Consider the following 12065-nt stretch of genomic DNA (forward strand, 5'->3'; position numbering starts at 1 on the left):
TCATGCGTTCTCGCCCCTCAGACCGCGGGCAGCTTGTCGAGGTACTTGTCGAGCGTCAGCGGGTACTCGCGCACGCGCACGCCGGTTGCGTTGTAGAGCGCGTTGGCGACCGCCGCGCCCACACCGCACAGGCCCAGTTCGCCCACGCCCTTGGCCTTCATCGGCGAGGCGATGGCGTCGAGCTCATCAAGGAAGATCACTTCCTGGTGCGGGATGTCGGCGTGCACCGGTACTTCGTATCCGGCAAGGTCGTGGTTGACGAAGAAGCCGAAGCGGGTGTCGACCGCCAGTTCCTCGGTCAGCGCGCCCCCCACGCCCATCGTCATCGCGCCGATCACCTGGCTGCGCGCCGAGATCGGGTTGAGGATGCGCCCGGCCGCACAGGCTGCGAGCATGCGGCGCACGTACGTCTCACCAGTATAGGCATCAACCGCGATTTCCACGAAGTGCCCGGCGAAGGTCGATTGCTGGTACTTTTGCGAAAGATCGTCGTATTCGACCGAATCCTCAGCGACGATCTCGCCCGAGGCGGTGGCCTCGGTGAGCTTGCGGCTCTCGCCCCCTGCGCGGATTTCACCATCGGCGAATTCCGCCGCGTTGGGGTCCATTGCAAAGCGCTCCGCAATATCCTCGCGCAGCTTCACGCAGGCCGCATAGACGCCCGAGGTGGAGTTCTGCGCACCCCACTGCCCGCCCGAGCCGCACGAAGCGGGCATGTCGGAATCGCCCAGCGTAACCGTGATGTCCTCCAGCGGCAGGCCCAGCATCTCAGCTGCGGTCTGGGCAAGGATCGTGTAGGAGCCCGTGCCGATGTCGGTCATGTCGGTTTCGACCGTGAGCTTGCCGTTGCCCGACAGGCGCACGCGTGCGGCCGACTTCATCTGGACCGAATTGCGGAAGCCCACAGCCATGCCGTGACCGATCAGCCAGCGCCCTTCGCGCCAGCCACCCGGCGTCGTGTTGCGCTTGTCCCAGCCGAAGGCCTCGGCGCCGCGCCGCAGGCATTCCACCATCATGCGGCTCGAATAGGGCCGGTTGGGGGTTTCGGGATCAACCTGCGTGTCGTTGACGATGCGCAGTTCGACCGGATCCATGCCCAGCTTCTCGGCCAGTTCATCCATCGCGCCTTCCAGCGCCATGAGGCCTGCCGTTTCGCCCGGCGCGCGCATGGCGTTTGCTTCGGGCAGATCGAGGCGGGCGATTCGCTGCGCGGTGTAGCGGTTGGCTCCCGCATAGAGGAGGCGCGTCTGGGCAATGCCGTTCTCTCCTTCCTGGCCCGCAAGGTTGCCCGAGGTACACTCATGCGAGATGGCGGTCAGGCGCCCGTCGCGCTCGGCGCCAAAGCGCAGTCGCTGGATCGTGGCCGAACGGTGCGTGGTGTTGTTGAACACCAGTGGACGGTCGAGCATGACCTTGACCGGACGCCCCGCCTTTTTCGCGGCAAGGGCGGCGGCGACCGCGTCAACGCGCACGAAGAGCTTGGCGCCGAAACCACCTCCCAGGAACGGGCTGTCGAGGCGGACGTTGGCGGGATCAAGGTCCAGCATCTTGGCGACCGCCTGCTTGCTCCAGGCAATCATCTGGTTCGAGGTCCAGAGGGAGAGCTTCTCGCCCTCCCACGCCGCGATGCTGGCGTGGGGCTCCATCATCGCGTGGCTCTCGTGCGGCGTCTCGTAAGTCACATCGATGGTGACCGGCGCCGAGGCGTAGGCCGCCTCGAAATCGCCGACCTTGCTGACATCGGGACCGTCCGAACCTTCGACGAGCGGCGCATCAGGCGCCAGCGCGTGGAAGTCGTGGTTGCCCGGCGTGCGCTCATAATCGACGCGCACGAGCTTGGCCGCCGCACGGGCCTGTTCGAACGTTTCGGCCACCACAAGCGCCAGCGCCTGATGGTAAAATCGTATCTGCGAACCGCCAAACAGCGGCACGGTGTGCCCCATACCCAGCGGCAGTTCGTCCACTTCGGTGGTGGTGAGGATCGTGATCACGCCCGGCTGCGCCTTGGCTTCAGCCAGATCCATGCTGCGCACGCGGCCTTTGGCGATGGCCGAAGGCACGATATAGCCATAGGCCTGGTTGGCGGCCACGTCGTGACGTTCATAGGCGTAAGGCGCGTGGCCGGTCACCTTGAGCGGGCCGTCGACGCGGGTGGTGGGCTGACCGACAACGCGCTGGCGGTCGATGACGGTCTCGCCTGCGGGGGTGGTGTACTTCATGCAGCCTCTCCTCGGGCCTTCGCCATGACGCCCGCGAGCGTGCGCTCGACAAGGGCTATCTTGAACGCATTCTGATCGGTGGGGCTTGCCTCTTGCGTGAGCGCGCGCGCGGCGGCCTTAACGTCAGGAAGCGCCGCATCGGCGGACTCGACACGCCAGGGGCGCGGGGCGATGCCGCCGATGGCGACCCGCCCCTTACCCTCCGCGTCGAGAACGGCGGCAACCGAAACCAGCGCAAAGGCGTAGGAGCGGCGGTCGCGCACCTTGTGGTAGATATGCGTGCCGCCAAGGGGTTTGGGCAGGGTCACGGCCGTGATCATCTCGTCCGGTTCCAGAACGGTCTCGATATGCGGGGTATCACCCCAGAGGCGGTGAAATTCGCCCAGCGGGATGGCGCGGGTCGTGCCGTCGGCCTTGACCGTTTCCACCACCGCGTCGAGCACACGCAGCGCCACAGCCATATCGCCCGGGTAGGTCGCAATGCAGGCATCGCTGACACCGACGATGCCCAGCTGGCGGCTGACGCCCTCCTTCGCCGCGCAGCCGCTGCCGGGCTTGCGCTTGTTACAAGCCTGGTTGGTGTCGTAGAAATAAGGGCAGCGCGTGCGCTGGAGCAGGTTACCGCCCGTCGTCGCCTTATTGCGCAGCTGACCCGAGGCGCCCGCCACGATGGCGCGCGAAAGGACGGCGTAGTCGCGCTTTACCCGCTCGTCACTGGCCAGCGCGGTGTTGCTGACAAGCGCACCGATGCGCAGGCCACCCTCGTCCGTTTCGGTGATGGTATCGAGGCCGGTGCCCGTCACGTCGACAAGGTGGTGCGGGGTTTCGATCTCGAGCTTCATCAGGTCGAGGAGGTTGGTCCCCCCTGCGATGAACTTGGCGCCGCGCGCGCGCGCGGCCGCGGCGGCCGCTTCGGCAGGGCTCGAAACGCGTTCGTAGCTAAAGGGCTTCATGCGCGATCTCCTGCGACTTCGGCCATGGCCTCCGCGATGTTGGAGTAGGCGCCGCAGCGGCAGATGTTGCCGCTCATGCGCTCGCGCATTTCGATGTTGCTGGCCTCCATCGGCCCGGTCAGTTCCGCGCTGACGTGGCTGGGCACGCCATCGGCGATCTCCTTGAGTACCGAGACCGCCGAGCAGATCTGACCCGGAGTGCAGTAACCGCATTGGTAGCCATCGTGCTTCACGAAGGCGGCCTGCATGGGGTGGAGGTTCTCGGGCGTGCCGAGGCCTTCGATGGTCGTGACCTCGTCGCCTTCGTGCATGACAGCAAGGCTGAGGCAGGAATTGATGCGCTCACCATTGACGATCACCGTGCAAGCGCCGCACTGGCCGTGGTCGCAGCCCTTCTTTGTGCCGGTCAGCTTGACGTGCTCGCGCAGAGCGTCGAGCAGCGTCGTGCGTGTGTCGAGGTCAAGCGTTTGCGCCTTGCCGTTGATGCGCATCGAAACGGTCTGCATCGTGATTGCCCTTTCCCCTGCCGGTGTGGAGGCCGCGAAGGCGACCTGTGGCGATATCGATCCGGCTGCCAGCCCTGCCGCGCCGCTGGCGAGCACGCCGCGCCGGGACACCGAGAAATAGTCGAGTTGATCCATCGGGAAAGCTTCTCCGTCCTGTGCCGCGCACCTGATCCTCGGGCGAGATATCCGGACCACGCCCCCTTGCAAGGCGCGAACGACCCGTATTCCTGCGCCCGGTGCGCGTATTTTCCTGCCTGTTTACCCGCAGGCATCAAGAGCGCAGGGCTTCGACGCCAGAATACGAAAAGGCTCCGAAACCCAAATGGTCCGAGGCCCCTCGCCTAAGCTAATGCGTGTGCGGCGCACTCGTTCCGCAAACGCACCCGAAACGACGCTGTAAATAATTTACCGTCCGCTGTCAGCGGTCCGCACCGGGACCGCTGACAGCGGCCCTCAGGGCTCGATACGGACCGGAATGCCCTTGCTTGCGGGCACTTTGGCCAGTTCGTCATGGTACCACAGCGGCACCAGCGGGTTGAGCTCGGGGAAGTAGCCGACGACCGCACCCCTGGGCAGATCGTAGGCGCGCACCGACAGCCCGGAAACACGGCGCTCGATATTGTCGTCCACCTCGGTGACGAGCGAGACCTGCTGGTATTCGTGGAGGCCAAGGCGCGCGATTTCCTCGGGGCTCACCAGCACGATCATGCGGTTGCCCTCCAGCCCCCGCAGGCGGTCGGAGAAGCCGTAGATCGTGGTGTTGAACTGGTCGTTCGAGCGCAAGGTGACGAGATGCATGCCGCCCGGATTGCCGCGAATGCCACAAGCGTTGAGGACGCTGGGCGTGGTGAACTCGGCCTTGCCGCTCTTGGTCTTCCAGATCCGCTCATGCGCCGGATTGCCGCGGTAGAAACCGCTCGGCTCGTGCATGCGCGTGTTCATCTCGTAGAACTGATCGGGGTAAGTGCGCGCGATTAGGTCACGGATGCGCGCATAGTCGCCGCGCCAGGCGTCCCATTGCCACTTCGGGTTCGGATCGAGCGTGGCCTTGGCGATCTCGCAAATGATCGCGGTTTCGCTCATCAAGTGCTCGCTCGCGGGCTTGCGCTTGCCCTTGGAAGCCGAAACGTGGCTGAAACTGTCCTCCATCGAGACCCACTGGTTGCCAGTGGCCTGCATGTCCTCCTCGGCGCGCACAAGACAGGGCAGCAGCCAGGATTCCTTGCCCGGCATACAATGCGTCTTGTTGAGCTTGGTCGCGACGTGGACGGTAAGCTCCATGTTGCGCCAGGCCGGGTAAACCCGGTCATGATCGGGGATTGCCCGCGCCAGGTTGCCGCCAAGGCCGATGAAGCCGGTGTTGGCGCCCGCCAGCAGCGCCTCGAGGAATTCGACGGTGGTGTGCCCGTCCTCCTGCGGGGTCTCCAGACCCAGAATCTCGCGGTACTTCTCGACCGGAGCCAGTGTGACCTTCTCGGTGATACCTACGGTGCGCTGACCCTGCACGTTCGAGTGGCCGCGTATCGGCGAGCAGCCCGCACCTTGGCGTCCCATGTTGCCCCCCAGGAGCAGCAGGTTGACCAGCATGCCGATGGCCTGGTTGCCGTGTACGTGCTGGGTCAGGCCCATGCCGTAGATACCGATCACCTTGGTGGCATCGGCATAAATGTCGCCAGCCGCCTCCATCTCGGCGCGAGTGACCCCGCTCGCCTCTTCAAGTTCGTCCCAGTTCGTGGCGGCCAGCTTTTCCAGCAGGCTCTCAAGCCCATTGGTGTGCTGTTCGAGGAAAGCGGTGTCGAGAACGCGCCGGCTTCCGCGCGCCCTGGCTTCCTCGTCGCGTTCGAGGACGCGCTTCATCGTGCCCATCAGCGCCGCGATGTCGCCACCCGGGCGCACCTGCAGGTAGAGATGGCTCATCTTCGTAGCCTTGCCGAAGGTCATCTGCAGCGGATTCTGGGGGCTGCGAAACTCGGTAAGTGCCTTTTCCTTCAAGGGGTTGAAGACGACGATCTTGCATCCACGCTTCACCGCCTTCTGCAAGGGGTGCAGGATGCGCGGGGAATTCGTCCCCGGGTTCTGCCCCATGTAGAAGATCGCGTCGCAGTGCTCGAAATCCTCCATCTGGCAGGTGCCGACCGGCGAACCGACGGCCTTCTTGAGCGCGACCGAGGTCGTCTCGTGGCACATGTTGGAGCTGTCGGGCAGGTTGTTGTGCCCGTACATGCGCGCAAAGATCGCATAGAGGTAGCTGGGCTCGAGGGCGGCCTTGCCGCTGGCGTAGAAGGTCACCCCCTTGGGATCGAGTGCGCGCAGCTTCGCGCCAATGGCCTTGAAGGCCTCCTCCCAGCTCGTCGGAACGTAGCGATCAACTTCGGGCTCATAACGCATGGGATGCGTCAGGCGCCCTTCCATCTCCAGTTCGTAGTCCGACCACATGGCCAGTTCGCTGACAGTGTGCCGGGCGAAAAATTCGGGCGTGCAGCGGTCCGTAGTCAGGTCCCACAAGGTGGCCTTTGCGCCGTTTTCGCAGAATTCGAAGGGCTTGGGCTTCTCCGGTTTCACCCACGCGCACGACGTGCACATAGTGCCGCCCGGCTTGTTGAGCTGACGCAGGGTGTCAAGCACGGACGGGCCCGCCTTCTGCGAGCGTTCAATGCGCGAAATACCCTTGAGCGATCCCCAGCCCCCTGCCGATCCCTTGTAACCCTGCACCTTGGGGGCCTTCGTCATTCGTATTCTCCCGATCTTCCTGTGGGCGCAATGCGCGACGCCTAGCGCTGGTTCCACGTTTCGCAAGGCGCCCGCAAGGGGTAAGCATTCCAATGGTATAGGAACTGCCACCTTACGGCGCAAAACGCGTTGCCACGCCGCTCTTCAACTCGTCGCGAACCTTACGCGCCTTCCATGCGTTATGCGAGCCACGATACCGCGCCACGCCGCTTTTCAAGAAGCCCTGTTTCGGGAACGAGAGTGTCCATGCACGCCTTTGCCTGCCCCAACTGCCACCAGCCGATCCATTTCGAGGCCCGCCTGTGCCCGCACTGTCAGGCGACTCTGGGCTACGATCCCGTCCTCGACGCCTTCCGCCACCTGACCGACGGAGCCACGCGTTGGCGCGGCGAGGACGGCGCTGCACGCGAGGTGGTGGTCTGCGCGAACAACAACGCGCACGCTATCTGCAACTGGCTGGTGGAACCGGACGAGCCCTCGCACCTGTGCCGGGCCTGCCGTCACAACCGAACGATCCCCGATCTTGCCGAACCGTCCGTCCCCCCGCGCTGGGCGCGGATCGAGGCGGCCAAGCGGCGCATGGTCCACACACTCCTCAAGCTGGGTCTGCCTCTGGAGACCAAGGCCGAAGAAGTGCCTGGACGCCAGGGCCTCGCCTTCGATTTCCTCTACGACCCGGCAGCCGAAAACGACGAAGCCCCACAGGTCATGACAGGGCACGCCTCGGGCCTCATCACGCTCAACCTGATCGAGGCCGACAATGCCGAACGCGAACGCATACGCCAGAACATGGGCGAGCCTTACCGCACGCTGCTCGGCCATTTCCGCCACGAAATCGGCCACCACTACTGGTCGCGCCTGATCGAGACCGATTCGGACAGCCTTGCTGAATTCCGCAAGATCTTCGGCGATGAGCGGATCGACTACCAGCAGGCGCTGACCGAACACTACAATGGCAACGGCAACACCGTCTGGACCGATGCCTATGTCAGCTTCTACGCGACCTCACACCCCTGGGAGGACTTCGCCGAGACCTGGGCGCACTATCTCCACATGGTGGACCTGCAGGCGACGGCCGGGAGCTTTGACCTTTCACTGCACCTGCCCGGCGATAGCACCGATGCCACGCCCGGCAACGACGTCGAGGTTTGCTTCGATCCCTACCGCGCCGACGCCGCAACGCTCGCGCGGCACATGGAGCCGATCGCCTTTGCCTTGAACTCCATGAACCGAGCCATGGGGATTGGGGATCTCTACCCTTTCCGCCTGTCCGAAACCATCGTCGCCAAGCTTGACTTCATCGTCCGCCTCGTCGCGAAGAACCGCTTCGAGGCGGACGCAATGCCCCCGCCCGTGGCGGCTACTTGAGGCCGTAGAACGCAAAATCGCGGGCCTGGCCGGGCCAGAAGCGATCCATGTAGGCGATAAAATCCTTGCCGCTGTCATCGCCCAGCCGCTGCTGCGCGACAGCCCGGAAGTACCGGCTAGATGTCTGTTCGGGCGCCAGGTCGATGGCCGCATCCGCGTCCGCCAGTGCTTTTGCTGGCTCGCCCAGTTGCAGCCAGGCAAGCGCGCGGCTGTCGAGCGCGGCGGCGGCCATCGAGGACTGTTCGACCGCCTTGTCGCACGTCTCGATCATGCCCTCTGTCCCCACCTTGAAGCGCGCGCGGTACCAGCACGAATTGTTGTAGAGATAGCCTTGCCCGGGACGTTCCTCGATCAACTCGTCGATGGCCGCCAAGCCCTCTTCCGCGCGCCCGTCATAGGCAAGGACTTCGGCGCGCAGCTCTACGAACTGAGGATGCTGGGTGCCGTAGTCGTCGTACTCGTCCAGCAGCGCCAACGCCTCTTCGGTCTCGCCGTTGCGTCCCAATGCACCAGCGAGACCAAGCGCGGAAGTCGATGAGGGATCGATCTCGAACGCCTTGCGGTAGGAGGGCAGCGCATCCTCGAAACGATCCATTGCGAACAGGACCGAACCGCGCGAACGGTAGGTTTTCGCAGCCGGGTCAAGCTCCAGGGCCTTGTCATAATCGGCCAATGCACCTTCGAGGTTCGCGGTTCGCCAGCGAAACAGCGCGCGGTTGGTGTATCCAAACGCCTTATCCGGTTCGCGCGCGATGACCTTGGCGTAGGCCTCTTCGTAAGGTTTGAGCCGTCCCTCGTAGGCGGGCATGGCCAGCTGCCACTGGCGCACCGCATCGCCGGGTGCGAGGAGGAATACGGCGGAATTGGAGATCCGGGCTGCCTTGCCCTTCTCGGCCGCGATGGCCTCGCTCGGCACTTCACCGCCCAGCCCCTCGACCCGCTCGGTCACGGTGAGGGTCTGCCCCTCCAGCTGCGCGCTTCGCACGAAATGGGTAGTGCCATACTGCATGTCCAGCTCAGGGCGCCCGCGCAGGAGATAGCCATCCTCGTCCTCGGGCAGGAGCACGGTCAGTTCGGTCATCTGCAGCGTGGGCGCGCCCGTGTCGACCGGGATCTCGCGCCACGCCGGACGTGCGCGATCGGGCGAAAAGTCGACATCCTGGCTGGGCAGGTCCGCAAAGTCCTGGCGCTTGCGCGAGCCCTGCCGGCTCCATGCGGTGGTGCGGATGCCGCTGACATCGACATGGGCGATGCCCTGATCCTCGTCGAAGGACAATGAACCTTCCGTCACGACAAGCCCTTCAAGCGTCGAGGATGCGAACTGGTCGATCAGCTTTTCTTTCTGGTCCTCTCCAACCTGTTTGATGACGGCGCCAAGCCCCACGCCCACGGGCCCCGATAGCATCGCCCGAGCGGTGACGAGCACAGGCAGATCGACCCCGCCTCGCTCGTCGAACGTCAGCTTGACAAGAGCCTGCGGGGTCGCAGGGACACGCGGCGCCAGAGCCATCACGCCCGTCCCCTCGGCCCTGATCGGCAGGACGTGGCGGAACGGCGGAGTGTCGGCAATGTTACTCATACGCGTGCCCGCAGACGTGCCATCGAGCCAGTAGTCTTTCCCCCCGATATTCGCCTTCACGAGCACGTGATCGAAGGCACTGGGCATGGGCAGGAGGTCGGGAATGGCATCGCTGGCCGAGGAGTGGACGAGCACCGCCTCGCTGGAAATGCCCAGTTCATGGAGCAGCGAAAGCAGGAGCAGTGACTTGGCCTTGCAGTCGCCGTAGCGCAGCTGCCAGGTTTCGTCGGGGGCCTGGGGCTCGTAGTTGCCCGAGGCCATGCCATTCATCAGGTAACTGATCTTGTCCTGGACGAGACGGGTCGCGAGTGCGGCGCGTTCCAGCGGATCGGCGCTCGCCGCGCGGATCGTCGCGACTTCGCCCGCGAGCGCGCTGCCCTGCGCGATACGCCCCGCCGGATCATAAAGCGGCGCGAAGATGCTGGAAACCTCCTCCCAGGACGAGAAGGTCCCGGCCTGGATCAGCGCGGGGCGCCGGTAGCGGACCGGCGAATCGGAGGGCATGTCCTCGGGCTCGGGCAACGGGAGCGCAATGATGAGACGGTGCTCCCCGCTCTTGCTGGTTTCCTCCACCGCGACGTCGACCGGGCCGGTCTGCCAGCGCACGCCCTCATCCTCGGGCCAGGAAACGATGTCACGCGCAAAGCCCGCCTCGGTGGGAGCTGCGAACAGGACGTTGGTCATCTGGACCTCCCCTTTGAGCGTGGGGTCCTTGATCGACTGGGTAAAGGCAATGCGCAGCACGTCGCCCAGTTCGAGCCCCGGCACGGCGAGCGTGGCGGTCAGGGCGCCATCGAGCGTGCGCTTTTCCAGCTGGGTCTCCCGGCGCAGAACGGTGTATTTCGCACCGCCTTCCAACAAGTCGATGCGTTTATCTCCACGCAGGATTTCAACCCTGTGGATGGTGAGGTCGCCCTTGTCCGGGAGCCACGAGGCAGTGCTTGTCCCTGCCTGGGTCAGGGCCTGAGGCGCATCGAGCTTGAAGGCCCGATCGACATAGATCGACAGCGTCCCGTCCTCGATGCGTTGCTGCATGTCGTAAAGCGCCAGTGGGGTCGAGGACGAGGTATCGATGACATTCGCATCGACTTCCTCGACCCAATCGGGCGCGGGCGAATAGAGCACCTCTTCGCCCGCCATGGCCGTACCCGCCGCCAGCAACGAAACCCCGGCCAGGCACAGAGAAACAAACCGCATCATACCCCCCTCAAGAATTACTCGGAGGAAGAGTGGCAAGAACGCCGCACCAAGGCAAGGCGGCTCACCCCCAACTTGGGGTTAACCTATTGCACAAGTGCCGGGACTAGAGGACTATTTCGGAAAATCGACAGGACACTTTTACCCAGGTCCGAACCGGCCTAGAGGACGCGGATCGCTCCGGACAGTTGCCAGGGAAAATGCGCGTGCCAATCGAGACCGTGGACTGGAACAGCCAGCTGGATCTTGCCAGCCGCCTCCTGGCGGCGTTCGCCGCGGGATTGCTGGTGGGCGTCGAGCGCGGCTGGCGCCAGCGTGAGGCCGCGGATGGCAGCCGGGTCGCCGGGGTGCGCACCTTCGCGCTGATCGGCACCTGCGGGGGGCTCATTGCAGCGCTCTCGCTTGCCGTTTCCGCGATCCTGGGGGCCGTACTCCTCAGCGCCCTCCTCGCCCTTCTCATCGGCGCCTTCTTCGTCTCGCGCCGGGCCGTCCCCACCTTCGATGCGACCACACCCGTCGCGGCGCTGATGACGATCGGCCTCGGGCTTCTGGCTGGCGCCGGATACCCTGCCCTTGCGCTGGCCCTGACCGCCATCGCCACGCTTCTCCTGTCGGCCCGGCAACAGGCCCACGCACTCCTGCGCGCGCTGACCCCGGAGGAAATGCGCGCGCTGGTGCGCTTTGCGGTCATCGCGGTGGCCGTTCTGCCGTTCCTCCCCGATCGCAACATGGGGCCTTACGCGGCTTGGAACCCCTTTCAGCTCTGGCTTGTCGTAATCCTCATCACCGGCTTCTCGATTGCCGGCTACATTGCGCGGCGCGCCATCGGTGCATCGGCCGGGACGCTCACGACCGCGTTCATCGGTGGAGCCTATTCCTCGACCGCGGTCACCGCCGCCTTCGCCAGCCAGCTACGCAAGGGGAGCGAGGGGCCCCTCGCGACCGGCATCGCGCTGGCCTCGGCCGTGATGTACCTGCGCGTAATGATCCTCGCCGCCGTGCTCGCACCCGACATCCTTGTGCGCCTTGCCAGGCTGCTCGGGCCTGCTCTCCTCGTCGCCTTCCTCGTATCGAGCCTTGTCTGGCGCCGCGAGACGCGTTCGGGCGCCAGCAGCCCTGCGCAAGGCGGCAAGCCTTTCGAACTGCTCCCCGCCTTCGGCTTTCTTCTTGCCGTTGCGGGCGCGGCGCTGCTTGTGCGCTGGGCACAGGACCAGTTCGGCGAGGCGGGCGGAGGGCTCTCGCTTTTCCTCGCCGGAAGCTTCGACGTCGATGCCGCGATGGTGGCCTATTCCACGCTGCCACAGGGCGCGGTCGCGCCGGCCATCGCCTCCCTCGCGCTTGCCGGGACCGTAGCCAGCAACATGGCCTTCAAGACCGTCCTCGTCTTCATCAACGCAGGTCCTCGCACCGGGCGCCGCGCAGGGCTCGCCCTGCTCGCCAGTCTGACCGTACTGCTGGTCACGCTGGCCATGGGCGCAATTCCGCTACTTGGCTGAACGAGCCGCGCCCGCCT

General features: G+C 65.0%; 7 protein-coding genes. 2 read left to right on the top strand and 5 right to left on the bottom strand.

The features are described 5' to 3' along the window. Positions 1-17: 17 nt before the first annotated feature. The 4 genes from paoC to FMM79_RS14060 form a co-directional block, all read right to left on the bottom strand. Positions 18-2219, bottom strand: a complete 2202-nt coding sequence (gene paoC, locus FMM79_RS14045; protein ID WP_148628049.1) for an aldehyde oxidoreductase molybdenum-binding subunit PaoC — start codon at positions 2217-2219, stop codon at positions 18-20. Continuing rightward, positions 2216-3172, bottom strand: a complete 957-nt coding sequence (locus FMM79_RS14050; protein ID WP_148628050.1) for a xanthine dehydrogenase family protein subunit M — start codon at positions 3170-3172, stop codon at positions 2216-2218. The genes paoC and FMM79_RS14050 overlap by 4 nt, the downstream gene beginning before the upstream one ends. Further along, positions 3169-3813: an aldehyde dehydrogenase iron-sulfur subunit PaoA gene (gene paoA, locus FMM79_RS14055; RefSeq protein ID WP_148628051.1), complete on the bottom strand. Its 645-nt coding sequence runs from the start codon at positions 3811-3813 to the stop codon at positions 3169-3171. Before paoA ends, FMM79_RS14050 begins: the two co-directional genes overlap by 4 nt. 318 nt (positions 3814-4131) lie before the next feature. Then, a complete protein-coding gene (locus tag FMM79_RS14060; protein WP_148628052.1) occupies positions 4132-6408 on the bottom strand; it encodes an FdhF/YdeP family oxidoreductase in 2277 nt (758 codons plus the stop codon). A 246-nt stretch (positions 6409-6654) separates the two neighbouring features. Here FMM79_RS14060 and FMM79_RS14065 point away from each other — a divergent pair, with 246 nt between their 5' ends. After that, positions 6655-7776, top strand: coding sequence for a putative zinc-binding metallopeptidase (locus tag FMM79_RS14065; protein ID WP_148628053.1), 1122 nt, complete (start codon positions 6655-6657; stop codon positions 7774-7776). Here FMM79_RS14065 and FMM79_RS14070 read toward each other — a convergent pair. Further along, on the bottom strand, positions 7769-10552 hold the full coding sequence (locus FMM79_RS14070; protein WP_162528515.1) for a DUF3857 domain-containing protein: 2784 nt from the start codon (positions 10550-10552) through the stop codon (positions 7769-7771). The genes FMM79_RS14065 and FMM79_RS14070 overlap by 8 nt on opposite strands. Before the next feature lie 206 nt (positions 10553-10758). Here FMM79_RS14070 and FMM79_RS14075 point away from each other — a divergent pair, with 206 nt between their 5' ends. Then, the gene (locus FMM79_RS14075) at positions 10759-12048 is read left to right on the top strand and encodes a DUF4010 domain-containing protein (protein WP_162528516.1); all 1290 of its coding nucleotides are present in this window, start codon (positions 10759-10761) and stop codon (positions 12046-12048) included. Positions 12049-12065 lie beyond the last annotated feature (17 nt).

The sequence above is a fragment of the Novosphingobium sp. BW1 genome, from assembly GCF_008107685.1.
In the GTDB taxonomy this organism is placed as follows: domain Bacteria; phylum Pseudomonadota; class Alphaproteobacteria; order Sphingomonadales; family Sphingomonadaceae; genus Novosphingobium.

Excerpts from the sequence above, each read along its gene's own strand:
- FMM79_RS14050 (WP_148628050.1), bottom strand. The coding sequence starts at position 3,172 with ATGAAGCCCTTTAGCTACGAACGCGTTTCGAGCCCTGCCGAAGCGGCC.
- FMM79_RS14065 (WP_148628053.1), top strand. The coding sequence starts at position 6,655 with ATGCACGCCTTTGCCTGCCCCAACTGCCACCAGCCGATCCATTTCGAG.
- FMM79_RS14060 (WP_148628052.1), bottom strand. The coding sequence starts at position 6,408 with ATGACGAAGGCCCCCAAGGTGCAGGGTTACAAGGGATCGGCAGGGGGC.
- paoC (WP_148628049.1), bottom strand. The coding sequence starts at position 2,219 with ATGAAGTACACCACCCCCGCAGGCGAGACCGTCATCGACCGCCAGCGC.
- paoA (WP_148628051.1), bottom strand. The coding sequence starts at position 3,813 with ATGGATCAACTCGACTATTTCTCGGTGTCCCGGCGCGGCGTGCTCGCC.
- FMM79_RS14070 (WP_162528515.1), bottom strand. The coding sequence starts at position 10,552 with ATGCGGTTTGTTTCTCTGTGCCTGGCCGGGGTTTCGTTGCTGGCGGCG.